Genomic DNA, 25,813 nt, shown 5'->3' with positions numbered 1-25,813 from the left:
TCACAATGTACGACCTGACCGTAATTATACCCACCTTCAACGAAGAAGCAAATATCCGCAAAATCGTTATGGCAGTCGATGCGGTCTTAAAGAAAAACGCCCTCAATGGGCAGATACTGGTCGTTGATGATAATTCGTCAGATACTACCATCTCCATTGTGAACGACCTTAAAAGAATAAAAGAAAATGTGGACATCCTTGTCCGCGAGAGCGACCATGGCCTCTCCCAATCTGTTGCCGATGGTTTTTCACACGCATCATCTGACGTTTTTATTGTCATCGATGCTGATTTCTCTCACCCCCCCGCGCTCATCCCTAAAATGTACAATGAAATCCGGGCTGGCAATGATGTTGTTATCGGGAGCCGGTATATGGAGGGCGGGGGAATAAAGAAATGGCCATTAAAACGGAGATTTATTTCCTTGGGAGCAACCTTTTTAGGGCGCCTTCTTTTTCCGGATGTTACCGATCCCGTCAGCGGTTTTTTTGCAATCAGAAAGGATGTTGTGTCAAACGCACATCTGAAACCCAAAGGCTACAAGATCCTGCTTGAGGTGTTGGGAAAGGGAACCTGGAAAAAAGACAAAGAGATTCCATTCGAGTTTGTTGACCGGGAAATTGGTTCAAGCAAACTGAAAATCAAAACTATCATTGAATATGCGCAACAGGTAACCGACATCACCCTCCACTCGTTTTTCCATCACCACAGCGCTGCGTGGAGGGAATGGAAAAGAGTGTTCAAGTTCGGGTTGGTCGGAATCTCCGGTATTATCGTGAATATGGGGGTCCTGTATTATCTCAAAGAATATGCAGGATTGTATTACCTCGAGGCCAGCTTTTTTGCAGTCGAGCTGTCAATCCTGAATAATTTTCTCTGGAATGATCTCTGGACGTTTCGCACAGCAGGGGATCACAAATTATCGAGCAGGTGGCATCGCCTTGTCGCATTTCATATAGTATCCGCGGGAGGGCTTGTAATCAATATCGGGATACTCTGGCTCCTTACCAGTATATTTGGCGTGTATTATCTTGTTTCCAATCTGGTCGGGATACTGGTTGCATTCATATGGAATTTCTTTGTAAACCGCCGAATTACCTGGACACGGACTCAACGCACTTTCTCAGAAAATCGGTTGTTATAATAAGAGAAGGCCGAAATTATTCCTTTAACAATAAGCATCTTTGAAAAATTCACGATAAAACAGGAATGGAGAATGTATATGGGTAAGAAAAATAAGGATGCCCTTGAAGCATCAGTAAAAAAGGGAAAAAAAGGAAAGGCTCCCTTAATTTTTCTTGAATTCGAATTTGACAATATTGACCGGAATATGGTTAAACGACATATATTTTATCTCATCCTTGCCTCGTTGGTAACAAAATTTTTGGTTCTCACTCTCACCCCTTTGGTATTCAACTCCTTTATTGACCTTTTTGATATTGGATTCTATTTTGAGCATGCGGTCAAAGTGCTTCAGGGGCAATTACCATATATTGATTACAGTTTTGATTATCCTGTCCTGATTTTTATTCCCATTACAATAGCCTTTATTCCAGCCCTTGCGTTACAGAGTGCAATGGCATTTGTGTACACTTTCCAGCTGCTCATGGTCTTGTGTGATATTGTCACCATTCTCTGCATCTATTTCATCGCGCTTAAAATCTGGGATGAAAAAACCGCATATCAAGCCGGGCTTATCTACGCAACGGCATTCTCTACGGCCTATTTTGTTCTGACGAAATTTGACGCATTTCCAACTTGCCTTCTCATGGCAGCTGTGATGTTTACTTTATATGGGATGAACATGAGAGGGTATCTCTTTGCGGGCCTTGGTTTTTTTGCAAAAATATTCCCGGCACTTGCATTTCCGTTCATGGTTTTATTTAATGCAAAAAAAACTTCGATAAAACAGGAATTAATTACGGCTTTGAAAGTCATCATTCCTTTATCCTTTATTCTTTTGGTACCGCTTGTTCTCGTTCGTCACGAAGCTATCGGGACATACCTGTTCGCAACTGGTTCGAGCGTCGGGGTTTACGTAAATACCGCGACATTTACCATTTATACGTATTTAAATGATGTAGGACATCTTGGAATTACATCGACAGTAGTTTCGACTTTGATGTACATGATGATGGGTGTTGTATTCCTCATTCTTTTCTATTTTGCTTATATTGATACTGAAAAGAGACCGATAACACTTTTGAAAATATTATTATGTGCAATTTTTTCGGTAGTATTTTTCACAAAATTCCACAGCCCCCAGTATATTGTATGGTTCACACCATTTCTCTGTCTGCTGGCAGCTGATGACCTTTACAAGATAATTCTGTTTTATCTGACGCAGGTTTTTGCATATATTGAGTTCCCTCTGATGTTTGGGAGGTTCTATACCAATCTTGAATATACAAATCCCGTAGGATCTTCAGACTGGTACCTGACATTGTTCTTCTTCACTATCCAGTACGCATCTCTTTTACTCCTGATGTACTATGTGATTCAACCATTGGAAATCATAAACCAAATACAAAAAAATCGGATATAAAACAAATAAATAGATAATTTATTCTTGTTTTTTTGGTTAAACCCATTCCTTGTGGAGGTATTTTGTCCGGAAAATTTTATATAACAGCATCAGGTAATTCTTTATCTCTTTTTTAACGTTAATTTTAGAGCTCCCATACTTCCTTTTCAGAAGGGGAACCGGTACTTCCACAACTGTTTTTCCACTAATGAGTAGTTTTGAAATAATTTCCGCATTGATCTCAAAATTTTTACTCGTAATCTGCATCTCTGAAAGAACACGGCGTTTATAGAGCCTGAATATAGGGCTAACACAAGTGATATGACTTCTTAAAAGAAGGCGGTAGAGAAAATTCACTGTTTTACTCATCAGCAGCCTGAACGGGGTAACTTCTTCCATCAGACCCTTTTCAAGATATGGGGAACCGGATATGCAGTCAGCATGTGTTTCACGATATTTTTCTATCAGCCTTGCCACATCAACCGGCCGGAAAGTAAGATCAGCATCCATAGTGATGATAAGTTCTCCACTGCTTGCAGAAAGGCCGGTCTTAATTGCGTTCCCCATCCCTTTATTTATCTCGTGATGGAGTATTTTTGTATCAGGTCGTTTATTGGCGGCTTCCTCTATTCTCTCAACTGTATCGTCCCTGCTTCCGTCATCAACGAAAATAAATTCAAAAATTTCGCCATATTTTTTTCCGATTTCATCAATTATTGGAAACAGGTCATTATTGTAATGGATAATGTTGGCTCGTTCGTTATAAAGGGGGATTATAATCGAGATCATTTAAGCTCATATGATCTTTATCAGGACACCTTTAAAACCTCGTTACTATTGTTCTGTAATTTTACATATATCGACCCGTTACTGATCCCCCGATTCATAAAGAGGATATAGCACTCCAAACAATATGTTCATCATCCGAGTGTGACCTGTTCCATGGAAGAAGAAATCTGGGAAAAAGTCTGGACAAAAAACCTGATTACCAGTGATTACAGCCTCAAATATCTCGATTTTATGATGAAAGTTGAAAAGGATCTTCCCATGGGTTCGAAGGTCCTTGAAGCCGGATGCGGAACAGGACAGACACTATTTCCCCTGTCAGAGCGACATGAAACGTACGGACTTGATATTTCAAAGGCTGCATTAAAACTGGCACAGAATAATTGCAGATATCCGGTACTGGGAAGTATTTTTAACATGCCATTTGGTGACAACACCTTTGATCTGGTGTATAATTCCGGGGTTATCGAACATTTCAAGGATCCGGAGAATGTCGCTGCAATAAAAGAAATGGCACGTATAACAAAACCTTACGGAAAGGTCATTATTATTGTCCCAAATACACTTTGCCTCTGGTATAAAGCGGGTAAATTCGTAGCGGTGCTGGTAAAAAATTTTGAATTCGGGTATGAAGAGGATTACTCCCCGCGCCGTATTAAAAATGCTATGCGACAGGCCGGGTTAACCACAGAAAAAATATTCGGACTGCAGGCTCTGCCCCCGCTGGCAACCAATGACCGGGAAGTCCTGCCACTTACGTTGAGAAAGAGAATAGGGGTGATTGAACGGGCTTTTCCCAAAAAACAATATTATGCCTACACGGTTGGTGTGATTGCACGGAAAAACGGGTAATATTTACCTCAGATCTTTGGGAATCTCTATGGGATACCTGAAATATACACCCGCACCAATGAGTGCAATCAGCCAGTAGCTCATAAACAGGTACAATAAGGAAAATGCCACAGCCTGTTCTGGTGAGATACTTTTTAGGCCAAAAAGAAAGATTAGAGCCACATCGCGGGTCCCGATGCCTGAGATACTGATCGGAAGCAGGTCAAGCAGGCTGATAATGGGAATAACAAGAATAAAAAAGAAGATACCGGCATCTATACCGATCGAAAGCGCAAGCAGATACCCATAGATGAAAGGGGGAATCCATGATATGAGTCCAACAAAGATACTGGAATAAAACCTCCGATGGTCGAGATAAAAAGCGAACAATCCTGTGAAGAAATCATTATAATAAAGAGAGATTTTGCCTTTAAGGTGTTGTGGTACAAAAAGATTGAAAAATGGTTTAAGCAGTGCAGACAGAACCGATTTATTAAGCACAATATAGATACCCGCGATAATACCCACTATGAGAAGAGCAAAGGTGCTTACTGAAATGATTTCGATATGATAGAACACGGAAAATCCGTATACGCCCACTAAGGCGATAGAAAACAACAAGATAATATCAATCAATCGATCGATCACAACCGTAGCAAGTGACTTCCCAAGGCCGCAGCCGTCATCCTGTATATACAATACCCTGATAAAATCTCCAAGCTTTGCCGGAGTGATGGTAGAAAAGGAAAAACCAACAAAAAATGCCTTTATACTTTCTTTTAAGGTAAAATCATTTTTTACTGAATTTACTATGATCTTCCACTTGAGCGATTTCAAAACGATTGCAGCACCATTTACGAGCAAAGCCATGAAAAGCAGAGGTAAATTTATATGGGCAAAAATATCGACAAGTGCACCGAGATTTATCCGAGAAAGGATGATGAGAAAAAGAACGATGCCAAGCAGACTTAAAATTTTTATTTTTCCCTTCATTTGCTCACACATCTGTCTTCCGAAGAGTAATTAGTTTTTATGATATGTATAAACAATCAAATCTCTCCTTTTATGACCCTAAATCCTAATAATCATCACCGCTAAAGTATTCAGGCATGTCCAACCTCACCGTTGCCGTCCTTGCCCCGCCGGATTACGCAAAGGATCTGGGAAAGAAAGGCACGACCAGCGACATTACTTTTTATAACATGAAGAAGGGTGATGCAACTGTCACTCTCATCGAGCCAACGCGGTATCCGGAAAAATTATCCTCGCTGTTTTATGCGATATCCCTTGCAGACCGCGTCATCCTGGTGGTCGATGAGATCAATGCCCGGTTCGGGGAGTGCGTGCTGATGATACAGAGCGCCGGAAAATCATCGGGAATCATTATCCTCAAAAACTATGTCACCATCGACCAGATAGCCCCGCTCATCGGTGGGACCGTGCTTGAACATTACGACATAATGGAGGAGGATATGGCGGGGCTCCGCGACAAACTGATCGGTATTACAATAAAAATGACCTCACACCAGAAAACCAAGGACGGCGGCGGAAATGGTGCAGTCCCAGTTGATCACCATTTCAACGTGAAGGGCGTCGGTGTCGTTGTCCTCGGCTGCGTGACACGGGGGCTCATCAAAAAACATGATACGCTCAAAGTCCTCCCAACCGGAAAGACGGCCCAGATCCGGTCCATCCAGAAGCATGATGATGACGCCGAAAACGCTGTTGCCGGGGACCGGGTGGGCCTCTCCCTTAAAAACATTGATGCAGAGGACCTCGACCGTGGCTACGTCCTGACAAACGACCCCTCGATTAAAACCGCCTCATCGATTACCGCAAAGGCAGCCCTTGTAAAATACTGGCCCACACCTCTCAAACCGGGCATGGTTATCTATGTCGGCCACTGGATGCAGTTTTTACCCGGCCGGCTGGAAAACGTCGTTGTTGGGGGTAACTGGAGGATGCCAACACTGACCGTGAGCATGGATAAGGCGCTTGTGTTTCCCCCTCATGCCCATGCAGTGTTGCACTATCTTGAAGGGGGAAAGCTCCGGGTCATGGGAACGCTCAAGTTGCCGGCATAGTAGGTGAACCTTATCCTAAATATCAAAAACAAGCGCAATTGAAATTATGTTCTCTCTCACTGGGCACGTTTCAGGGAATTGCCACTCCTGCCCCATCTCACGTTTGACGTCAACGGGCACAACACCTTAAATAAGTACCTCCCCTCATTTTGTTCTGATAAACTATGTTTGAGTCATTGATCCCATGGATCGTCCTTGGAGTAATAGCCCTTGTCCTTGTGGGCATTATTTTCTGGGCGATCGGCATCTACAACCGGTTTTATACCCTGAAAAACTCGTCTGAGGCAACCCTCGGCCAGATCCGTGTCGCCATGAAAAAAAGGCTGGACATGATCGACCAGCTGCTCGGAGCGGTGAAGAGCTATGCTAAATTTGAGAAGGAAACGCTCGAAAAAGTCACCGCAATGCGTGCCAGTGTCGCAACCGCGGGCCCGGGCGATCTGAACAAAGTCGAAGCTGAGTCGCGTTCAATCTTCGGGCGCCTGCTGGCAGTCGCCGAGAATTACCCCGACCTCAAGACCAACACAACGGTCATGAACCTCATGGACTCCGTCAAGGGACTCGAGGACGAGATCGCACGTCAGCGCTACACTTTTAACAATATATCGCAGGAATTCAACACCATGATGGACACCATCCCGTCGAACTTTATCGGGCGCTTAATAGGGTTCATCAAGCTCGAGTACCTCCAGTTCGAGGAAGCGATCAAGACACCCCCGAAAATCGAATTCTAAAGGGTAATTGTTGTGGGCGAAACACGGCAGCTTGCATGGCTTGTTGGGATCTCCCTGCTACTGGGAGTTATCGGGCTAATCATTGTCACCATTATACCTCCCTTGTTTGAAGGTGACCTTGTTGTTGACCGGTACGAAGCGGTGCTTTATGACAATGGCACATTCACTGAACAGTATACCTATGATGTGAAAAATTCCGGCCAGTACCGCATGCTGTACCGGCATTGGGAAGTACCGCTCACGCTCAATGGGGCCACCTACCCAAACATCGAATTTGTTTCAATGCAGGCACCTGCAGGGACCATTGGGTATATCAAGGATGACAAGGGGGATGTAACGATACCGGGTGCGACCGGCAGCAGTCCGCCCCATTACTCCAGCGGTTTTAGGCCCGAGTTGAATGAAGCAGGCATTTTCAAACCCTCTTATTTCGACTCCGGGCACTATACGGCCGGGTACTCCTCCTCCCTCCACCCCCCGCTGGAGTACGACTCGTACCATTCCCACCTCAACCTCAAACTTGCGGGCGAATCCCATATTCCTTACCGTAACGTCAGGATCATCATCCCGTCCCGGTCTGTGGATAACATCTATGTGTATCCCCCGATGCTGAATGTTGCGGAATCGGGGAATACCTATGTGATCACCGGCAGTGTTTCGGAAAACGAGATCCTTGCCATTGAACTCCTGACGGGAAAAGAAGCATTTTTAGGAATGCTGGCGTTCCGGACCCAGGTAAATGACGTGAAAGGAAAGACCGGGTCTGCCGCATTCTGGTACAATATTTCCTATTACGGGGCAATCGCACTCAACCTTCTGGCGAAGCTTTTGGCTATTCTCATGCCCATTGTCTTTGTCCTCATATACAACCGGTATGGCAGGGAGAAAGAGTACGGGGTGCCGGCATACCTGAGCACAATCCCAAATCCGGATCTCAGGCCCTGGCAGGTGAACCTGCTCTTCAAAGACGACGCAATGGATTTTGATGAGGACGGGTATTATGCGACGCTCCTTGACCTGCACCGTAAAAAGATTATCAATATCACAGAAAAACCGGGTGGAAAGGGAATTGAGATAAGGATCCTTTCTTCCATATCCGCTGATCCTTATGAACAGCGGGTCCTCAACTTCATTGCGGGAGTGTCGGAGAACGGGATGCTTGATACCACACGGATTGAGGCATTGGCAAAAGATGCCCGGAAAAATACTGCTTCCGAAGAAAAAGCCCTGAAGTACCAGCGGATGCTCAAGGATGTCACCGGACGGGCGGACCCGGCGCTTCCGGCCCAGTACATTGTTGACGGCAGGGAGCATATTGTCCCCGTCCTGCTCTGCACGATCATACTTCTTGCAATATCCATAATCCTTGTATTTGTGCTGCCTATGCAGTCTGCCCTGCTCATTCCGGCTGTGGTTCTCTATGCAATCATGCTCATCCAGACAATAATTGCTGTTTTTGCCCCGTCCACCCTCTTTGGTCACTGGAAGGACGACCGTTATAAGGAAAGGTTGGAATGGGAGTCCTTTGCCCACTTCCTCTCTGACCTTGCGATGATGAAAAAGTATTCCCCTGCAGACCTCTCGATGTGGGGTGAATGGCTTGTGTATGGCACGGCACTCGGTATGGGTGAAAGCGTGGAACGCGCGATGAAGGCACTGAATGTCAGCATGCCCGAGACAGGAGTCCCTGTTGGTGTTGTGGGAATAAACCACGCATTTGTCCCGCTCATGTACTTTTCCCCCCCGAGCCATGGCAGTTCCGGAGGGCATGGGGGGTTCGGCGGTGGTGGCGGCTTTGGTGGCGGCGGAGGTTTTGGCGGTGGTGGCGCGGGTGGAAGATAATCTCCCGTTTATTGAACCGCCACATCCCATTAAAAACCGCAAAAAATCCCGAAAATCTTCTTTATTTTCAGAATTCCTTGATATTCCCCCCATTATTGAAAAAAAGCCCTCTCATTGTACAATATTGCAATAAAAGGAAAATTATCTTATGGATCAGCACGATCACTCCTTTATGGGAGATGAATCGGAGAACAAGGTCACATTCGGGGAGACTCAGGAGACATCGCCCATATACGGGGAGAAAGGCTTCTGCGCCGTCAGGAAATCAGGCGGCACCTATCGCTTTGAGTCCCGGAATATTAACGAGTTGCGCGATTTTATCAAAGATGCCGAAATAGGCTGGATCGATTTTGTTGTCGATGATGTTGAACAGGAGGTGATGGCGACAGCAACCGCGCTTGGGTTTTCCGACCTTTTAATGCGAAACCTCCTCAAGGACCAGAGGAACGGGTATGAAGACTTTGACGATGAACTCGGTCTCCTGATCCCGGCGATTTTTATGCAGGGTTTTGACGTCAGGCTTGAACCGCTTTTCATCCTTATCAGGCACAATTTTATTGTAACGCTCCACACCCGCGAAGTAAAGCGGTTTTTCAGGGTGCGGCGCTATGCCGAAACATTCCTGCGGAAGATCCCTGTTGGCAGCCTCCCCGGGGATAAGATCACCCTGCTGCTCATCAGGATCATCGATGAGAACAACTCCCGGAACTTCGATTACCTTGCAAGCATCGAAGGGCATGGTGACCAGCTGAGCCGTGAACTTACGGATCCCAAAACCCCAAGGGACGTGATCGGCCCCAAGATCTACGAGATGAAACATGCATTGATTGTGTACCTTGGCGGGCTCTGGGCAACTGTCGATACCTTAAGCTCGCTGCGGTACGGGGATGCGGAGCTCATGACCGATGAGGAAAAGATACTCGACCGCATCAATGCGCTGATTGCCGAGGTGCAGGCGCAGATCGGGCTTGCAGAGCACCTTTCCGAAGTCCTTGCAAGCGGTCTTGAAGTGCTCCAGTCTATATACAATAACCAGCTCCAGATCCTGAATAACAAACTGGCACTTCTGGGAGCCTATCTCGCAATTATCGGTACCGCGCTTCTCGTTCCAAACACAATCGCAACGGTTGCAGGGAACCCAATGTTCCAGTTCACTCCGGAAGACAGGCCTCTTTACCTTGCAGTCATTGTCATATCCACCGTTGTTTCCACAATCGTTGCGTACCTTGCTGTAAAACGGCTTGGCCTGCTGCCATCCCAGCCCGATTGATAGTATAACATTCACTCATGGATGTTAAAGAAAGGAGATCCCCTGAATCAGGGTACCGGATAAACCTTCACGCAAACAATATGAACCTTAAGAAGGGAACCTGATACTATGCAATATGCGGAGGGGCAGATCGGAAGAGTCTTTGTGGTGCGCATTGATGACGGCGAGGATTTTCTCGTTTCGATGCGCCGGTTCATAACTGACAAGGGCATTGAGTCCGGGTCTGTCATTTTCCTTGGGGCGTTGATGAACGGGAGGATGGTCACCGGTCCCGAAGAGCCCGTTATCCCCCCCGTCCCCCATTTTGTTATGTTTGAAGGGGGTTGGGAGGTGTTCGGGGTTGGCACGATATATCCCGGTGAAGACGGGCCGCATATCCATTACCATGCCTCTGTCGGGCGTGCAGGGCATGCCCTTACCGGCTGCCTGCGGGAGAAAGCGACGACGTATCTTATCGTTGAAGCGGTCATCCTTGAATTCTCAGGTCTGAAAGGACGACGCGAGTTTGACAAACATACCCAGACAAATCTCCCTGTTTTTGGCAATAAGGAAAAGGAAGATGAAGAAAATAAACCCCAAAAATCCGAACCGACCCGGGTTGATCTGCCAGATGCACCCACTCCTGAACCCAAGGATGAACTGCCTACGGGTCTGGCAGATATCATACGGGACCTGACACAGCGCTGATCCCTTACTGTTTTCTCTAAAAATCCCGGAATTATTTATACTGCGGGTTCACATGCTGATTATATCAGCATGATCCCGCAACCCCCGTTCCTTCCGATGTCAAAAATGGAAGCTGGTAGGCTTGGCATCTCCCAGTTTGATGTTATCCTGTTGACCGGTGATGCATATGTTGATCACCCGTCATTTGGGACTGCGCTGATCGGAAGGGTGCTCTGGGATGCGGGATACACCGTTGGCATAATCGCCCAGACGGACAAAAAATCTGACCGGGATTTTATCAAGCTGGGCGCCCCCCGCCTTTTTTTCGGGGTGTCATCCGGAAATGTCGATTCGATGGTGAACAGTTTCACGCCAAACCTTAAACGGCGTAGTGAGGATGTGTACTCACCCGGTGGCATCCCCCGGCGGCCCGATCGCGCAACCATAGTATATTCAGACCGGGTCCATGCTCTCTACCCGGATGTGCCTATCGTCCTTGGTGGTATCGAAGCCAGCCTGCGGAGGTTTGCCCACTATGATTACTGGCAGGGCCGGGTTCGGCAATCGATACTTGCCGATGCACCTGCAGACCTCCTCATTTTTGGCATGGGCGAGCGCCAGGTATGCGAGGTTGCCCGGTCGCTTGAAGCGGGCAAATCCGCAGACCGGATCCGGGATATTTCCGGCACAGCGTATAAAATGGAAATCTCAGAGTGGCGCGGATTTTCACGGGAAGACATCGTCGAACTACCCCCATTTTCAGAAGTTTTAAAGGACAAAACCACATATGCCCGGGCATTTGCCTTACATTATGCTGAACAGGACCCTGTACGGGGCCGTACAGTTGCCCAGCCGCATCCAAAGACGATAATTATCCAGAACCCTCCCGCAAATCCTCTTACAACTAAAGAACTTGACCATGTCTATGAACTGCCCTTCAGCCGCAGGGTGCACCCGTCATACCGACTGCCCGTCCCCGCCCTTGAACCAGTGCAGTTCTCCATCACCAGTCACCGTGGATGTTTTGGCATGTGCTCGTTCTGTGCTCTCACCCACCACCAGGGAAGGATCATCCAGAGCCGGAGCGAGGAATCAATTGTACGGGAAGTGGAGCGCATGGCACGGATGCCGGAATTCAAAGGAATCGTTCAGGATATCGGGGGGCCGACAGCAAACATGTACGGGCTCTACTGTCCGCAATGGGAAACGAGGGGTACATGCCCGGATAAACGGTGCACTCTGGCATGTCCGAACCTTTCTACAAGCCATGTCCGGCAGCTGGAGCTTTTACGTCGATTGAAAAATATCCCCGGGGTCAGGAAGGTATTTGTGAGCTCAGGGGTACGGTACGATCTTGTCCCTGCGGATGACATGGAATATCTGTCTGAACTCTGCGAGCACCATATTTCGGGGCATCTCAAGGTGGCCCCCGAGCATATTTCCCAAAATGTCACATCCTGCATGAACAAGCCGGATGGTAATGTGTTTGAAGCGTTTCGTAAAAGGTTTGAGAAGATCCAGCAGACCAGGAGAAAGCGCCAATATCTTCTTCCATATTTTATGTCGGGGCATCCCGGATGCACGGTAAATGACATGGTCGACCTCGCGTTTTATATCCATGACCACAACCTGTATACCGAGCAGGTGCAGGAATTCACGCCCACACCGATGAGCGTTTCCACCTGTATGTATTATACCGGACTCAATCCGTTTACACTCGCACCGGTTTATATTCCAAAAGGCCATGAGAAAAAGGTACAGCGGGCGTTGCTGCAGTATCGCGATCCAAAGAACCGATCGCTTGTCAATGAGGGAATGAAGGCTGCCGGACGGGATGGCACACCCCTCCTTTATTGAATTTCATTGCCAGTATGATTGCGAGGATTAAAAATAGAATTATCATAGTTTTAATATCCTGATTGCCAGCCACGCCGCATTCTCTCCGTTATCCACTCCCACGCATGCGACAGGCACGCCTTTTGGCATCTGGGCGATCGCGAGGAGTGCGTCGAGACCGTTGAGGGTGCCGCTTACCGGAACACCGATCACGGGCTTATCGGTCTTTGAAGCGATAACACCGGGAAGTGCTGCGGAAAGCCCCGCAATTGCAATGTACACTTTGCAGGTGCTTGCTTTGATATACGCATCAAGTTTATCCGGGTCCCGGTGAGCGGAGATCACCTGGTAATCATAGGAAATTTTTTGCCCGTCAAGGATCTTTTTTACCTTGTCTGCGATCGCGCTGTCCGATGTAGATCCGGAAATTACTGCGACGTCTGCCATATCTGCCATCCAAACTTATATCCCGTCTATATAAATATACTATGGGCAGATCCACATGGAAAAAGAACCACTACTGATGTTGCCGGGCCCGGTTCCGATGCCGGAACGTGTCCGCTACGCCATGATGCGTCAGGCCATCAATCATAGGAGCGTTGAATTTGGTGCGGTCTATGGTGACTGCATCCGCGTGCTCAAGACTGTGTTTGGGACATCAAACGACCTTTTTGTGATCAGCGGGTCAGGTACCGCTGGCATGGAAGCTGCAGTTGCAAATTTCGGACGGGATAAGGAGATCGCCTGCCTTGTCAACGGTAAGTTTGGCGAGCGGCTCTACAAGATCAGCCAGCGCTATGGAAAAGCACATGAGATCGCATCGGATTGGGGGACCCCGCTCAATCTCGGGGCGCTTGAAGAACGGCTCGAGCAGGGGGCACAGGTTGTCACTCTTGTCCACAACGAAACATCAGCCGGTATCAAGAACCCGGCGCAGGAAGTGGGAAGGCTCGCCCGCAAGCACGACGCTCTCTTTGTGATGGACGGCATCACGTCCATCGGCGGCGACGTTGTGGAAGCCGATGCATGGGGAGTGGATGTTGCCATTGTAGGCTCCCAGAAGTGCCTTGCGGCCCCGGCAGGATTGGCTGCCGTATCGGTGAGCAGCAGGGCATGGGACCGGCTCTGCAGGAACCCGCCGTACTACCTTGACCTTGCCGCGTACAGGAAGAGTGCAGGAAACAAACCGATGGAGACACCGTACACCCCGGCAGTCCCGCTCTTTTTAGCGCTCCGCGAGGCATGCCTTATTGTTGAGGAAGAGGGGATTGCCAGCCGGATCGCACGCCACCAGAAAATGGCAAAAGCGGTAAGGGCAGCGGCAAAGGCATGGGGGCTTTCCCTGTACCCGAAGATCGACGCGAAGCACGAGTACTCCACAACGGTTTCGGCAATCTCGTATCCGGATGGGGTTAAGGATGCCGAGATGCGGGATAGCATCAAGAAGATGGGCATCGTCATTGCAGGCGGGCAGGACCACCTGAAAGGTAAGATCTTCAGGATCGGGAGCATGGGTGCAGTCGGTGCCCCGGAGATCCTCGCCACCCTTGCAGCGACACAGGTCGCATTGAAGAAACTCGGATATAAAATGCAGGGTGACGGTGTGCAGGCAGCGGGCGAGGTATTCGGATGAGAGTGGGGGTTGCCGACACTACCTTTTCCCGCGTCAACATGGGAGCCATCGCTATCGATGAGCTCAAAAAGCATGCAAGCGTTGCCATAGAGCGCGTGACGGTGCCGGGCATAAAGGACCTGCCGGTGGCATGCAAGAAACTGATCGAGGAGCAGCGCTGCGATATCGTCATGGCGCTGGGAATGCCCGGCGGGCAGGAGAAAGACCGGCTCTGCGCCCACGAAGCTTCGCAGGGGCTGATTATGTGCCAGCTGATGACCAATACCCACATCATCGAGGTATTCGTCCACGAGGACGAGGCAAAAGACGGCCGCGAGCTTGCGTGGCTTGCGGAGCAGCGCACACGGGAGCATGCGGTCAATGCGGTCAGGCTCGTCCTGCACCCGCGGGACCTGGAGCGCGAAGCGGGAACCGGGCAGCGCCAGGGATTTGCGGATGCCGGCCCTGCCCGGCGGTGAAAAAGAGAGTATGAGTTTATCTGGTTTTACATTACACAATGATTACGTGAGCAGTGAGTTATGGCGATAAAACTGGGATTTGTGGTTGCGGAATTCAACCGTGACATCACGTACATGATGGAGATCGAGGGAAGGGAACATGCGACGTTTCTCGGCGCACAGGTGACCGAGTGCATCTATGTCCCCGGGGCATATGACATGCCGCTCGCGATCAAGAAGATGCTGCAGGCAGGAAAAGTTGATGCTGTTGTTACCATTGGCTGTGTGATCGAAGGCGCAACTCAGCACGACGACATCGTAGTCCAGCACGCAGCACGGAAGATCATCGACCTCTCGCTCGAGTTCGGCAAACCCGTGACGCTCGGCATCTCCGGGCCGGGAATGACACGCCTTGAGGCAAACGAGCGGATCGATTATGCGAAACGTGCAGTCGAGTCAGCCATCAAGCTTGTCCAGCGATTGAAATGAGGCAGTTATCGGAAAAGATTTCCGAGATTGCCCCTTCCGCCACCCTTGAGATCACCGCCCGGGCACAGAAGATGCAGCGGGAGGGAACCGATGTCATCAGCCTCTCTATCGGAGAGCCCGACTTCGATACCCCCCGGCACATCAGGGAGGCCTGCATTGACGCAATCCGGCGCGGCGAAACCCACTATGCACCGGGCAACGGGATCCCGGAACTGCTGGCTGCCATCAGCAAAAAGATCACACACGAGAACCACGTCCCCTGCAAGCCCGATCAGGTGATCGTCACCTGCGGGGCAAAAGATGCCATCCACGAGGCGATGGAGGCGGTGCTCAACCCGGGCGATGAAGTCCTCCTCCTCACCCCCGCATGGGTTTCTTATGAACCCTGCGTGCAGATCGCCGGCGGGAAAACGGTCTTTCATCCGCTCAACACAAAAAACTTCCAGCTTGACGATTCAGTGCTGGAGAGGGTAAACGCAAAAACAAAGATGATTGTCATCAACTCGCCGTCCAATCCTTCAGGTGCGGTCTTTGATGAACGATCGATGAAGCTTGTTGCAGACATCTGCTGCGACCATGACATCTACGCGATGTCAGACGAGATCTACGAGAAGCTGGTGTATGGCAAAGAGCATATCGCACTTGCGAGCATCGGGGACATGGCGCAGCGTACGATCACGATCAACGGCTTCTCCAAGTCCTTTGCAATGACCGGCTGGCGGCTCGGGTATGCTGTTGCCCCCTTGGAGATCATACGCCAGATGTCCAAGGTGCAGCAGCACTCGGTCTCACAGGCCACCACCTTTGCGATGTACGGCGCTGTCGCAGCATTAAAAGGCGACCAGCACTGCATCGAGCAGATGCGGCAGGAGTTTGACCGCCGGCGAAAATACGTGATCGCCGAGCTGAACCAGATGGGCTTTACGACAGCACCGGCAGATGGGGCGTTCTATGCGTTTGTCAAGGTTGACGGCGACGACATGGCAATCGCGTCCCGCTGGCTTGAGAAGGCGCATGTTGCAGCGACCCCGGGAACTGCCTTCTATGCCCCGGGCTGGATCCGGCTTTCGTATGCGGCCTCGATGGAGAGGTTGAAGGAAGCGATGCAGAGGATCCGGAAAGTTAGCGGGAAATAGGCCACTCTGTTTTTCCTTTTTTAGCCTCGAAGCAATTCGAAAAATTTAATCAGTCTGCCGGCATTGGTCCTGCATGACCAACTGGCAGGCGAGAGAAGATATCATTTTTACATGCCCGGACTGCGGGCATGAGCAGAGGGAGATGGCCGAAACCTGTCTAGCCTGTGGTAATCGTCGTCTTCCCCACCAGACATCTGACCAACAAATCTATCATTTTCGTTTCTGGCTGAATCGCGGCATGAGACGAGAGGAGTACATATTGTATCTTACTAAATCACAATTCAAGAGATTATCAAAGCTTGACGCAGAGACTGTTTACGAAAGGATTCAGTTGAAACTCTGGGACCAGGTCGCGGAATCATATAACGATCTTGGGTGCGATTTTGATACGATGATGTTTAAAGGGGAATTAATGGAAGATATAGATGATACCATTTGAATATATTTAAGAAATCAGCATTTGTGTAATTAATTTTAGATATCAAAAAATATTTGAGAATTTTTTACAGATTTGGATTAGAAATGCTTTCAAATCCTCTCTATTTGCTACATCGCAATATTCAATTAGTGTCTTCATGTTATTTCGTAATTTGTCATCAGATGTTTCCATGGTAGCAAATAATAAATCTCTTAAAAGAGGCTCTGATATTTCAATAGCACCCCCGTTCAATAAAAATTTTTTGTAGAGTGGATTTTTTTCAATCTCATTTAAAACTCGGCCAATTTTCCCTCTCGAATCCTTAATTTTACTTTTAATTTGAGTTTTTTCCGCTTTTCCAGTTTTTAATAATGTTTGTATTTGGTTTAATTTCTGCAGTCCTTTATCTGTAAATTTGTAGGTAGTTTTTAAATTACCATCAACATATTGTTCGTCACCAACCTGAAAACCTTTCCCATCCATTCTCTGTAATTCTCGTCGCACTCTATTTGGATCTGGGTATTCAGAATAACTTTGCATTGAGAATTTTTCAGGAAATAATTCAAAACTCTCTACAACTATATTTTCAAAATTCGTTTCAATTTGTTGATTTTGAAGTGAAAAAATAGAATATAGAACTAAATCAGACAGTGGCATTTTTTCATAAAAATTTAGTTTTATTGCATTTGACTTAGTATGTTTCTTTTTTTGCGTATCCATTATTAAACCTCGAATAATGTCCGTTCTTTTTGCAGAAGTTCTGCCTCAACATATACTGAATGTATTATGGGACCATACTTCATTTTGTACTTATTTAATCTGCTTCTCATTGCGGTATTTTTATCTTCACCCAGGAAAGGAATCCTCTCACTGATTTCTTCTGTTACTTTGGAACAAAAAGCATCAGTTATTAGATCTGCACATAGAACTGCGAATGAAAGGCTTTTTTGATATTCACCATTCTCGCCAAAGTATTTCTGAACCGTAGGTTCTTTGATAAAAATGTAAATTTCACTCCCTTTACATAATGCTCGTTGAATTGGGGTTGGTTCGGGGTGGAATTCTATTTTAAATCCTGTAGGTGGAGCTGATGGATTTTTTGATACGACTTTTATTTTAGCTTCAGATTTGAGATCTGGGAATTGTTCAACGATAGCAATTACCACTCCATTTTCCCCAACTCTAGTTCCTCTTATTGGGATATGTGATTCAATGATACCCTTATCATGAGAAATTGTCAATTCATGTTTATCGAGTAGAATAAAGGGATTATTGCTTGACAACTTGATTTTTTTGGTAGTTTTCGGTATTTTTTCAGTATTAATTCTTAAAGTGATTTTTGATGTTTGTTCGATTTTAATTTTATACTCTGACTGGGAGAATGTTAGAGCATCAGTAAAAACATCTGCCTTTTTTACAACAACGCGCGCCTTTGCTGTAGCATCAAAACCACGTTTATCTTTTGTTCGTGCAATTATCTCCCCTTCTTCACCTTCTTTATTCCCCGTGACTCCTATTCTTAAAATGTATATCCCTTTTTCTGGCTTGTGATCCCCTTCATTGATGGATATTTGTTTTCTGTCGATTGTGATGCTACCCCTCGTAGATTCAAATGATATTTTTTGATTATCGGATATTCTTCTTGGACTTTCAACTACTAATCGCAATTGTTGAGTCTTTTTAGGTTCAAGTGAATAATAGGAAGGAATGAAACCGAAGCCTAAACTAGGTATAATGATGCCGTTATCATCAGAACCATCTTGGCCCTCTAATGAAGAAAGCCCCTCATCTTTTATAATCTCTTTATACAATTGACCCAATTTGCGACCCATAGATTCATTCTTTTTAAGGATCTCCTCACTGGTTCCTTTTGATTGACGCTCTTTTTCTTCTCTCTCAATATCAATGAATGGTCTCAATTTATTTTCTATTTCCAACTTCAATTTTTTCATGAAAGGGTGATCCCAATCTAAATCACGTCGTGATGGTGCGACAATATGTTCATCCAATCGCATCAACGTATCAATATGATCGCATCTAACAGCCCCGAAAAATTTTGAGGCATTGGGATCTCCCTCAAATTTTAAAAGAGTGGCAACATGCACGCTTGTCCCACTCATAATGAGCAATCCGCCTTGTCTGAATTTTCCATCTTCTGACTGAGTTAATGGCTCCTCACTCTTACATATAATAATAGAATATGTGGCATTTTCATCAGGAATTTTGTTATTTTCCTCTTTTAACAGTTCGACACCTTTGGGGAAATTGTATCTCAATAATTGCTCCTTGATAACCTTTCCTTTCTCTATTTGAATTAATTTGATATTCCCTTTGGCCATTAAAGGACGCAACGGGACGCATTTGGTAAGTCTCTCTGTAAATGTGCTGAAATTAGGGACTGGTTTATTTGTAGTGGGAAAACTGACCATTGTGAAAGTTTTTGCGCCATCGTCTAAGTGATATTTTTTCAAATTCTCTATAGTGGTTTCAACTGTCTCTACAGGGTAATAAGAGATTGAATTTTTATCTTGGCCATCAATTTTTCCGATGGATATTTTTCCATCTTTTACCGAATAGATTTCACCTATTCCGTCAAGCCCCCCGGCAGCATCTTTTAATCCTCTTCCGAAAAATCCGCGAATACTTTGACAGATATCTTTACCGCTGGTCCTCGATCCATAACCAGAAATATAATCTTCTAATTTATCAGATGCAATTCCCTCAGCCCAATCTTTACAGGCAATTACTGCAATTTTTTTGGGGCCTCGTGTTTTCTTTAACAAATACAGTTCAACTTTACCGTCGTTTTCTTTAGATATTGACTCACCTCTGCTTTTTAAACGATTATAACTGTCCATGCTGTTTGTGATGAGTTCAATAAATGCATCTAAAGGATCTCTCACGGCATTTTTTGCATCCTGCTTAGCAACTCTAGGATCAATTTTTATTGCTTTTTTTTCTGTCATGTAATGCCCACCACCTTCTTACCAAATTCCGTCACAACATAGTTCGCTTTTACCCCAATCTTCTTCCGTGAAATGAATCCCAAATCAAGCATTCTCGCGAGCATCCCTGTCCTGTAGGTATTTGCCATCTTGGGGGTCCACTTTGTTGGCTCCAGTGTCGCCATTTTTGCGTTCAGGGAATCAGGAGTGTTGAGGCCGCTATCTATCCATTGAATAACGGTCTTCATACCCTGCCATTCGGTGGGTATGTTGCTTTTGATGTGATCGATCAGGAATTGCCGTTCTTCCTGGCTGAATAGAGCAGGAGAAAAGGGATTCTCATCGAGTATGGGATTTTTCAGTTGCGCAAATGCCAACCCTTGAGGAGATAATGCGATCTGATTGTTCTCGATCACAACAAATCCTAAGTCGGATAGTGCTCCAACTGAATTCCCCTGTGAATCAGTGTATCCAATAAAATGGTGAATGAATCGGGATCGGGATTTTTCTTCGTCTTCTGGAAGCCCCGCTGAAAAAGCCTCCCCCCATTTTCTTTCTACCCTCTCATCGCTTTCGCTTAAAATCTGTTTCATCTTTGAAGCTTCTTTCGCGCATTTGTTCTGGAACTCAACGAGTTTTACCGGAGCAGAATTGTTTTTTGTTTGCATCAATGAAAGATACCGGAGCGCAAATTTTAATGTGAAAAATTTATTGTATTGTCCCCAAATGTAATAATTTTTAATAGGTTTCTTTATTGATATTGTATTGATCTTGTCGAAACTTATGGGGTTATTTACGATCTCAATCTCAACTTTTTCTTGTTTCAAATCCTTATTAAACGGTTTTTCTCTAGTTAATTTCTCAGGAGATTTTGATTTTTTTATCTCTACATCTACGAAGTCCGTTAGTTCTTCTTTCTCAAGTTCTATTTGATTTTCAATAGCTGCAAGGATGAAGTTTGAAATGGAAGAATCCCGATTTACTTCCTTCATCCTTTTGAATAACTCTTCGTTTATTTCAACCAAGATCTTCATAATTAGCCATATTGTCAATCCCGCTTTATATAACTTTCTTGAAAATCTAAATAACTTTGGTGTTATATTGGGAATTGGGGGCAAATACAGAATAACTCAATAGGATCTCCACCCCAGCATATTATTCTTGAATTAAGAATCCCAACACCGGGGGTCATCGCCCACACCCCCCACCCCTTTATGAAAAAATCCGGAACAAGGGGGGTGCCATGATGAGGGGAGGGTCTCATTTCCGCAAGGGTTGGGGGTGGGTTCACGGGAACCCCCCTCCCCCTTTTTCCGCGAAGAATGAAAAGAGGCCTTATCGTCTGAAACTCCACGCAAAGCGCCACCCGGCCGGATGCGAGAGGGAGGTCTGAATCCGGCAAAGGCATAGGGGGGTATCAGGGTGACCCCCCCACACTCTGGAAAAAAATCCGAGGCCAGGGGGGTGGCATACATAGGGGGAGGTAGCCCCCCCGCATGTCAAGGGAGGGGTGGGTAGGTGGGGGCTACCTTTAAAAAATCCGGAAGGGGGGAGGGGGGTAGCTCACTCAGAGTGATGGGGGGTGCCCCTCATGGAAAGAGAGGGGGGTACCCCCCCATTTGCACAGGAAACGGAGGCCGTGAACGTAGAGCACTCCGTCGGAAGGTGCAGAACGGACAGGGGGGCAGGTACCCCCACCCCCCATGGGTGCAGGGGGTAGGAGGGGGGTATACCCTGAGCCCTGAGCACGGGGGGGAGGGGGTGACCTGATCAACGCGAGTGGGGGGTATCCCCCCTGTCTGACACTGGCTGGAAAATAGCGTGCCCCGTCGTGAGTTCCACGCGAAGATGAGGGGATGAGGGTGCAAACTTGGAGGGTCTGGGGTATACCCCCCCTTTGAGGCTGATGGTGACCCCCCCACCTTCGTACATGAGTGGGGGGAGCTGGTCTGAGAAAGGCCGACCCGGTCGTTGAAGGGGATGGGGTTGCCTGATCTGAATAGTTTGAGTGGCTAAGGAAAAGAGATCTATCGTACGTCCGTGTTTGGAAAATCCCGTTAGATCTCCCGGATCATTTTATCAGGAGGATATGCGGTAATCAGGGATTTTGCATTTTTGATCAATGCCGTATCCGATGAAACGAACCGGTCGCACCCTGCCTCAACCGCTGTGGCGACATGGACGGCATCCATCGCCGAGATATTGATCTTCGTCATGATGAGGGTGGTATTTTCCCATCCGCGCTGTGTGAGGAACCAGTAGTCGAGGGTATCCTTGTACTGTTCATAAAATGAGTAGATTAGATTGTTGTAAACCGTAATAAGATCGGTATGAGAAAGGTTTCGCTGGCCACGGTTCCGCAGGATTTTATCAACCCTCTCCCCACGTTGTAACTCATTCATAATGTATAGATGTTCCTGCCGGACACCAAGAGCTTCCATCATTGAAAAATGGGATGTGCAGATCCTCATACCCCGCTCTCTTACCGCATCCAGCAGCTCGACAGATTTGTTATTTCGCTTAATTGCAACATCGAGTATAACGTTGGTGTCGATGTAAATATATGCGGCAGGGATGGTATCACCTGCGCTTTTTGCCTGAAGATTTCTTAATAGGCTTGAGAACGAATGGGGCTCTTTTTGCACCCGCCGTGGCACTTCTCTTCCCTTTTTTTATGGATTTTTGTGCAGCCATATCTATCCTATTATTCACTTATCGTAACGGTATTAATCAATTGTGTATAATCTCCGCCTCAACTTCCTTATGCGATCAAGGAATAGCAAACCACGATCCGGTCACAAGGAGGTAATTCCCTCCACTACTTCTAAGCTCTTGAGGGGATAGCCCCCCCTACCCCCCAACATCGTACATAAGTGGGGGGAGCTGGTATGAGCAAGCCCGAGCCCTTGGAGGGGTCTGAGGGGGTAACTCGATCTAAGCGGGTAGGGGGGCACTTCATGGCACATGAGTGGGGGTACCCACCCGTTTTCCACAAGAAGAGACGGTTACCGCGATGAAGTCTCCGTCGGAGACTAAAAAACCGGAACGTGGTGGGGGTACCCCCTCATGTGCTCAAAGGTGGGGGGCAGGTCATCGTACTCAAGACCCCTCACGCGATCGCGGATGGGGTCTCGATCCAAGTGGGTGGGGGGTGTCTGCCTATCCAAGGAATGGCAGACTTGAGAAGATATCAAAGATATCTTCGAGTTACCCCTTGTCCGCGGGCAGGGGTGCCACCCTGTTTTCGTCGGGAGGTTTCTGGAAACTGGTCTGGTGTGGGGAAAAACGGAGGGGGTAAATGAATTTGGAGGGGGGGCGTTCCCCACGGACCCTGAGTGGGTGGCAACGGGGATTTCATCAAGAACTTAAGCTTATTCTGCCTTCTTCCACCACACCTTCGCAAGTTTCGAGTCCCCGGAGATCACGACCTCGTCCCCTTCTTTCCGGATCAGCGGTTTGAGATACCTGTCCAGAACGAGTTTCTGTCTTGGCGTCTTTGCCGCAAACCGTTTTCGGAAGAACGCTGTCATCTCCCTGCGGGTGGAGAACCGGTATTCTTTCTGCAACGGAAGCATCTCAACATTCGGGTAAATTCCCATCTGGTACAGGACGTTGAAGAGGCAGTCGGCTTTGGGCCCGGGATGATAGGTCTCGCCATGCAGCTCTGGCCAGAGGTCGACATACATCCGCTCCCAGAACGGCGGGTCAGCAAACCAGAAGAGGTAGACATACCCGGATGAAGCAGCATCCATCTTGGCAAGCGATTCTCTTATATCTTCCATCGTGAGGGAGAGCGACGCGATAACCACATCGTACTGTGGGGCAAGATCCCGGGAGATGTCGACATCCTCCCAGCGTTTCTGTATGCAGGTGATGTTTTTGATCCCCTCTTTTTTCATGTTCTCGTACAGGAGATCGACCATCCCTTTTCCCGGTTCAACTGCGGTTATTTCGCTGACGAGCGGGGCGAGCGGGAGTGCGAGTGTGCCAGGCCCGGCGCCGATGTCCAGCACACGCGACGTACGGCTGATCTCAAGGCTGGCGATTGTTATCTTAACCCGGGCGTCGTACTCGCTCTTCGAACCGGCATTGTACCGCTCGGCATTCTCCTTCCTGTCCCAGTTATGCGAGGGATCATCGAAGTGTTTCGACGCCTCGTGCCGCAGCTGCCGCGCCTTCCAGATTTCGTTCCAGTCTAAATCAAAGGGTGGGGGATTGGGTGCCGGGCTCATAGGATTTTAGTTATGTACGCAACCGGTTAAAAGGTTCTGTTAAAACAAAGATTATGGTTTATTGATTAAACTCACTCGTGACGCAGCGCATCGATCGGGTTTAAGTTTGCCGCCCGCCATGCCGGGTAGATACCACAGACAAGGCATACGACAATACCAAAACTCACGCCATAGACGATGTTGATGAGGCTCGAGGGGACGAACAGGTATTTCGTTGTCTGTAACATCATGCTGCTGATGGCATATCCACCGAGCAGGCTTAAAACGCCACCAATAAGGCTTCCGGCAATCCCGAGGATCAGCGCTTCGTACAGGAACATCCGCATCACTTCCTGCTTCTGTGCCCCGATGCTCCGCATGATACCTATCTCCTTGATCCGTTCCGTCACCGACATCATCATGATATTGAGGATAGAAACCCCTGCGACGATCATCGATATCCCGCCAATCGCGGTGACAAATGTGGTGATCTGACCGAATGCCTGAAAAATGGTCTCCATCGTTTTACGGGTGTCCATTACATCAACAATTGTGTCCCGGCGGTTCATCTGCTTCTCGATCGCGGTCTTGACCGTCGGGAGATCATCGAGGTTTTTGACCTTGATCACGACCTTGTCATAGTCACTGCGGCTGTAGGCATTATCAAACCAGTCTTTTGTCGCAACGATCGCGGAATCGGTGCTGACATCAAATGCCATCCCCCTTTCCTCGATGATACCGGTAACCCGGAGTGTTCCTTTGGTCCCGTCAGTACCGATTGCGATCCGTGTTCCGACCTTGACTTTGTTGTCATCAGCGAATTTGGATCCTACGAGACACCCGGAATTGCCCCGGCTGTACCCGCCTTCTTTTAATTTCAGGAGGTCCGGGACATCATCAGGGTTCAGGCCATAGACAGGTGCCACGATATCATCGGTGCCCACACCAAGCTTCATCCGGTCAGATGTCTGGAGCACCGGGATCGCCACATTCGGGGCTGATACGCGTTTTATCTGCTGGTAATCCTGCTCGGAGATGGAGAGCGAGGATGATCCCCCCCCCGTCCCTCCGCCAAACCCGCGGGCGGTACCCCCGACATGGGGAGTGACGATGACACTGTCGCCAACCGTCCGTAAGCTATCTGATACCGCGAGCACCATGCTGTTGCCCAGAATACCCATGGACGCAATGGCAACGACACCAATGATGATTCCAAGCATCGCAAGCGATGAGCGGAGCATATGGATCCGGATATTCCTTTTCGCGATCTCAAAAAATATCCCACCGCTCATTCCACAATCCTCCCATCGGCAATACGGATGGTCCGGTTTGAGTATTTTGCGATATTGGGGTCATGGGTTACCATGATGATCGTCGTACCGTTGCGGTTGAGTTCGGTCATCAGGTCCATAATACCCGCTCCTGTTTTTGAGTCAAGGTTGCCTGTCGGCTCATCACAGAGCAGGATGTCCGGGTCGTTGACGAGTGCCCGTGCGACGGCAACCCGCTGCTGCTGGCCCCCGGAGAGTTCCATCGGAGTATGTGTATAGAGTTCTTCCTCCAGCTGGACTGCCCGGAGCACATCGCGTGCTTTTTTTTCATCAACCGTCTTTTGTGATTTCAGCATCATTGGGAACGTTACATTCTCAATGGTGTTTAACAGCGGAAAGAGGTTGAAATACTGGAAGATAAAACCGATCCGGTCCCTGCGGAGGCTGGTCAGCTCAGCATCGGTCATATCCCCAATCCTGGTGCCGCTGATGAAGATGTCACCGGAAGTCGGGGTGTCAAGGCACCCCATAAGGTTGAGCAGCGTGGACTTCCCGGATCCGGATGGCCCCATGATTGAGATAAACTCCCCCCGGTCCACCCGGAACGTGACACCATCGAGTGCGGTGACGTCTCCTGCGGGAAGCGGGTATACCTTCACCACGTCCCGAAACGACATGACTGCCTGTTCGTCCATGGAAAAG

At 47.8% G+C, this 25,813-nt stretch carries 24 protein-coding genes; 14 read left to right on the top strand and 10 right to left on the bottom strand.

Annotation, left to right across the window (positions count from 1 at the left end):
* The first annotated feature begins 5 nt into the window (after positions 1–5).
* The gene (locus OS112_11360) at positions 6–1,142 is read left to right on the top strand and encodes a glycosyltransferase family 2 protein (protein ID WAC05031.1); all 1,137 of its coding nucleotides are present in this window, start codon (positions 6–8) and stop codon (positions 1,140–1,142) included.
* A gap of 78 nt (positions 1,143–1,220) precedes the next feature.
* Positions 1,221–2,543, top strand: coding sequence for a hypothetical protein (locus OS112_11355; GenBank protein ID WAC05030.1), 1,323 nt, complete (start codon positions 1,221–1,223; stop codon positions 2,541–2,543).
* Positions 2,544–2,579: 36 nt separating this feature from the next.
* Here the strand turns inward: OS112_11355 and OS112_11350 are convergent, their stop codons facing one another.
* Positions 2,580–3,311, bottom strand: coding sequence for a glycosyltransferase (locus OS112_11350; GenBank protein WAC05029.1), 732 nt, complete (start codon positions 3,309–3,311; stop codon positions 2,580–2,582).
* A 153-nt stretch (positions 3,312–3,464) separates the two neighbouring features.
* On the opposite strand from OS112_11350, the gene OS112_11345 reads away from it, so the two are divergent.
* The gene (locus OS112_11345; protein ID WAC05028.1) at positions 3,465–4,160 is read left to right on the top strand and encodes a class I SAM-dependent methyltransferase; all 696 of its coding nucleotides are present in this window, start codon (positions 3,465–3,467) and stop codon (positions 4,158–4,160) included.
* A gap of 3 nt (positions 4,161–4,163) precedes the next feature.
* Here OS112_11345 and OS112_11340 read toward each other — a convergent pair whose 3' ends face one another.
* On the bottom strand, positions 4,164–5,132 hold the full coding sequence (locus OS112_11340; protein WAC05027.1) for a lysylphosphatidylglycerol synthase transmembrane domain-containing protein: 969 nt from the start codon (positions 5,130–5,132) through the stop codon (positions 4,164–4,166).
* A 116-nt stretch (positions 5,133–5,248) separates the two neighbouring features.
* Here OS112_11340 and OS112_11335 point away from each other — a divergent pair, with 116 nt between their 5' ends.
* The 6 genes from OS112_11335 (at position 5,249) to OS112_11310 (ending at position 12,592) form a co-directional block, all read left to right on the top strand.
* Positions 5,249–6,223: an EF-Tu/IF-2/RF-3 family GTPase gene (locus tag OS112_11335; GenBank protein ID WAC05026.1), complete on the top strand. Its 975-nt coding sequence runs from the start codon at positions 5,249–5,251 to the stop codon at positions 6,221–6,223.
* 164 nt (positions 6,224–6,387) lie between these two features.
* Positions 6,388–6,957 carry a LemA family protein gene (locus OS112_11330; protein ID WAC05025.1) on the top strand — a complete coding sequence of 190 codons (570 nt, stop codon included), beginning with the start codon at positions 6,388–6,390 and terminating at the stop codon, positions 6,955–6,957.
* Between the two features lie 12 nt (positions 6,958–6,969).
* On the top strand, positions 6,970–8,799 hold the full coding sequence (locus OS112_11325; protein ID WAC05024.1) for a DUF2207 domain-containing protein: 1,830 nt from the start codon (positions 6,970–6,972) through the stop codon (positions 8,797–8,799).
* A gap of 172 nt (positions 8,800–8,971) precedes the next feature.
* Positions 8,972–10,069, top strand: a complete 1,098-nt coding sequence (locus OS112_11320; GenBank protein WAC05023.1) for a magnesium transporter CorA — start codon at positions 8,972–8,974, stop codon at positions 10,067–10,069.
* Between the two features lie 108 nt (positions 10,070–10,177).
* Positions 10,178–10,756 (top strand): DNA-binding protein, encoded by a 579-nt coding sequence (locus OS112_11315; GenBank protein WAC05022.1) that lies wholly within the window; start codon positions 10,178–10,180, stop codon positions 10,754–10,756.
* Positions 10,757–10,825: 69 nt separating this feature from the next.
* Positions 10,826–12,592: a YgiQ family radical SAM protein gene (locus tag OS112_11310; protein WAC05021.1), complete on the top strand. Its 1,767-nt coding sequence runs from the start codon at positions 10,826–10,828 to the stop codon at positions 12,590–12,592.
* A gap of 42 nt (positions 12,593–12,634) precedes the next feature.
* On the opposite strand, the gene OS112_11305 is transcribed toward OS112_11310, so the two are convergent.
* The gene (locus tag OS112_11305) at positions 12,635–13,018 is read right to left on the bottom strand and encodes a 5-(carboxyamino)imidazole ribonucleotide mutase (protein ID WAC05020.1); all 384 of its coding nucleotides are present in this window, start codon (positions 13,016–13,018) and stop codon (positions 12,635–12,637) included.
* Between the two features lie 55 nt (positions 13,019–13,073).
* Here OS112_11305 and OS112_11300 point away from each other — a divergent pair, with 55 nt between their 5' ends.
* The 5 genes from OS112_11300 to OS112_11280 all read left to right on the top strand — a co-directional run bounded on the left by OS112_11300 (position 13,074) and on the right by OS112_11280 (position 16,705).
* Positions 13,074–14,204 carry an alanine--glyoxylate aminotransferase family protein gene (locus OS112_11300; GenBank protein WAC05019.1) on the top strand — a complete coding sequence of 377 codons (1,131 nt, stop codon included), beginning with the start codon at positions 13,074–13,076 and terminating at the stop codon, positions 14,202–14,204.
* Entirely contained in the window at positions 14,201–14,662 is a 462-nt protein-coding gene (gene ribC / locus OS112_11295) for a riboflavin synthase (protein WAC05018.1), read from the top strand. Before OS112_11300 ends, ribC begins: the two co-directional genes overlap by 4 nt.
* A 60-nt stretch (positions 14,663–14,722) precedes the next feature.
* Complete coding sequence (gene ribH / locus OS112_11290; GenBank protein WAC05017.1) at positions 14,723–15,130, top strand: 6,7-dimethyl-8-ribityllumazine synthase; 408 nt, start codon at positions 14,723–14,725, stop codon at positions 15,128–15,130.
* Positions 15,127–16,266, top strand: a complete 1,140-nt coding sequence (locus tag OS112_11285; protein WAC05016.1) for a pyridoxal phosphate-dependent aminotransferase — start codon at positions 15,127–15,129, stop codon at positions 16,264–16,266. Before ribH ends, OS112_11285 begins: the two co-directional genes overlap by 4 nt.
* Before the next feature lie 73 nt (positions 16,267–16,339).
* Positions 16,340–16,705, top strand: a complete 366-nt coding sequence (locus OS112_11280) for a hypothetical protein (protein ID WAC05015.1) — start codon at positions 16,340–16,342, stop codon at positions 16,703–16,705.
* Positions 16,706–16,747: 42 nt separating this feature from the next.
* Here the strand turns inward: OS112_11280 and OS112_11275 are convergent, their stop codons facing one another.
* From OS112_11275 to OS112_11245, 7 genes are all read right to left on the bottom strand, one after another.
* Positions 16,748–17,404: a hypothetical protein gene (locus tag OS112_11275; GenBank protein WAC05014.1), complete on the bottom strand. Its 657-nt coding sequence runs from the start codon at positions 17,402–17,404 to the stop codon at positions 16,748–16,750.
* 2 nt (positions 17,405–17,406) lie between these two features.
* On the bottom strand, positions 17,407–19,650 hold the full coding sequence (locus tag OS112_11270; protein ID WAC05013.1) for a hypothetical protein: 2,244 nt from the start codon (positions 19,648–19,650) through the stop codon (positions 17,407–17,409).
* The gene (locus OS112_11265; GenBank protein WAC05012.1) at positions 19,647–20,663 is read right to left on the bottom strand and encodes a hypothetical protein; all 1,017 of its coding nucleotides are present in this window, start codon (positions 20,661–20,663) and stop codon (positions 19,647–19,649) included. The genes OS112_11270 and OS112_11265 overlap by 4 nt, the downstream gene beginning before the upstream one ends.
* 1,023 nt (positions 20,664–21,686) lie before the next feature.
* A complete protein-coding gene (locus tag OS112_11260; GenBank protein ID WAC05011.1) occupies positions 21,687–22,286 on the bottom strand; it encodes a type II toxin-antitoxin system VapC family toxin in 600 nt (199 codons plus the stop codon).
* A 714-nt stretch (positions 22,287–23,000) separates the two neighbouring features.
* Positions 23,001–23,861, bottom strand: a complete 861-nt coding sequence (locus OS112_11255; protein WAC05010.1) for a class I SAM-dependent methyltransferase — start codon at positions 23,859–23,861, stop codon at positions 23,001–23,003.
* A gap of 71 nt (positions 23,862–23,932) precedes the next feature.
* On the bottom strand, positions 23,933–25,132 hold the full coding sequence (locus OS112_11250) for an ABC transporter permease (GenBank protein ID WAC05009.1): 1,200 nt from the start codon (positions 25,130–25,132) through the stop codon (positions 23,933–23,935).
* Positions 25,129–25,806 (bottom strand): ABC transporter ATP-binding protein, encoded by a 678-nt coding sequence (locus OS112_11245; GenBank protein ID WAC05008.1) that lies wholly within the window; start codon positions 25,804–25,806, stop codon positions 25,129–25,131. Before OS112_11245 ends, OS112_11250 begins: the two co-directional genes overlap by 4 nt.
* Positions 25,807–25,813: the final 7 nt, after the last annotated feature.

This window comes from Methanoregula sp. (assembly GCA_026625165.1).
Classification (GTDB): Archaea; Halobacteriota; Methanomicrobia; order Methanomicrobiales; family Methanospirillaceae; genus MVRE01.
Note: the sequence above shows the minus strand (reverse complement) of the source record. Positions and strands in the feature narration are given on the sequence as shown.

Coding starts and splice junctions, on each gene's coding strand:
- OS112_11360 (WAC05031.1), top strand. CDS start 6: ATGTACGACCTGACCGTAATTATACCCACCTTCAACGAAGAAGCAAAT.
- OS112_11355 (WAC05030.1), top strand. CDS start 1,221: ATGGGTAAGAAAAATAAGGATGCCCTTGAAGCATCAGTAAAAAAGGGA.
- OS112_11350 (WAC05029.1), bottom strand. CDS start 3,311: ATGATCTCGATTATAATCCCCCTTTATAACGAACGAGCCAACATTATC.
- OS112_11345 (WAC05028.1), top strand. CDS start 3,465: ATGGAAGAAGAAATCTGGGAAAAAGTCTGGACAAAAAACCTGATTACC.
- OS112_11340 (WAC05027.1), bottom strand. CDS start 5,132: ATGAAGGGAAAAATAAAAATTTTAAGTCTGCTTGGCATCGTTCTTTTT.
- OS112_11335 (WAC05026.1), top strand. CDS start 5,249: ATGTCCAACCTCACCGTTGCCGTCCTTGCCCCGCCGGATTACGCAAAG.
- OS112_11330 (WAC05025.1), top strand. CDS start 6,388: ATGTTTGAGTCATTGATCCCATGGATCGTCCTTGGAGTAATAGCCCTT.
- OS112_11320 (WAC05023.1), top strand. CDS start 8,972: ATGGGAGATGAATCGGAGAACAAGGTCACATTCGGGGAGACTCAGGAG.
- OS112_11315 (WAC05022.1), top strand. CDS start 10,178: ATGCAATATGCGGAGGGGCAGATCGGAAGAGTCTTTGTGGTGCGCATT.
- OS112_11310 (WAC05021.1), top strand. CDS start 10,826: ATGATCCCGCAACCCCCGTTCCTTCCGATGTCAAAAATGGAAGCTGGT.
- OS112_11305 (WAC05020.1), bottom strand. CDS start 13,018: ATGGCAGACGTCGCAGTAATTTCCGGATCTACATCGGACAGCGCGATC.
- OS112_11300 (WAC05019.1), top strand. CDS start 13,074: ATGGAAAAAGAACCACTACTGATGTTGCCGGGCCCGGTTCCGATGCCG.
- ribC (WAC05018.1), top strand. CDS start 14,201: ATGAGAGTGGGGGTTGCCGACACTACCTTTTCCCGCGTCAACATGGGA.
- ribH (WAC05017.1), top strand. CDS start 14,723: ATGGCGATAAAACTGGGATTTGTGGTTGCGGAATTCAACCGTGACATC.
- OS112_11285 (WAC05016.1), top strand. CDS start 15,127: ATGAGGCAGTTATCGGAAAAGATTTCCGAGATTGCCCCTTCCGCCACC.
- OS112_11280 (WAC05015.1), top strand. CDS start 16,340: ATGACCAACTGGCAGGCGAGAGAAGATATCATTTTTACATGCCCGGAC.
- OS112_11275 (WAC05014.1), bottom strand. CDS start 17,404: ATGGATACGCAAAAAAAGAAACATACTAAGTCAAATGCAATAAAACTA.
- OS112_11270 (WAC05013.1), bottom strand. CDS start 19,650: ATGACAGAAAAAAAAGCAATAAAAATTGATCCTAGAGTTGCTAAGCAG.
- OS112_11265 (WAC05012.1), bottom strand. CDS start 20,663: ATGAAGATCTTGGTTGAAATAAACGAAGAGTTATTCAAAAGGATGAAG.
- OS112_11255 (WAC05010.1), bottom strand. CDS start 23,861: ATGAGCCCGGCACCCAATCCCCCACCCTTTGATTTAGACTGGAACGAA.
- OS112_11250 (WAC05009.1), bottom strand. CDS start 25,132: ATGAGCGGTGGGATATTTTTTGAGATCGCGAAAAGGAATATCCGGATC.
- OS112_11245 (WAC05008.1), bottom strand. CDS start 25,806: ATGGACGAACAGGCAGTCATGTCGTTTCGGGACGTGGTGAAGGTATAC.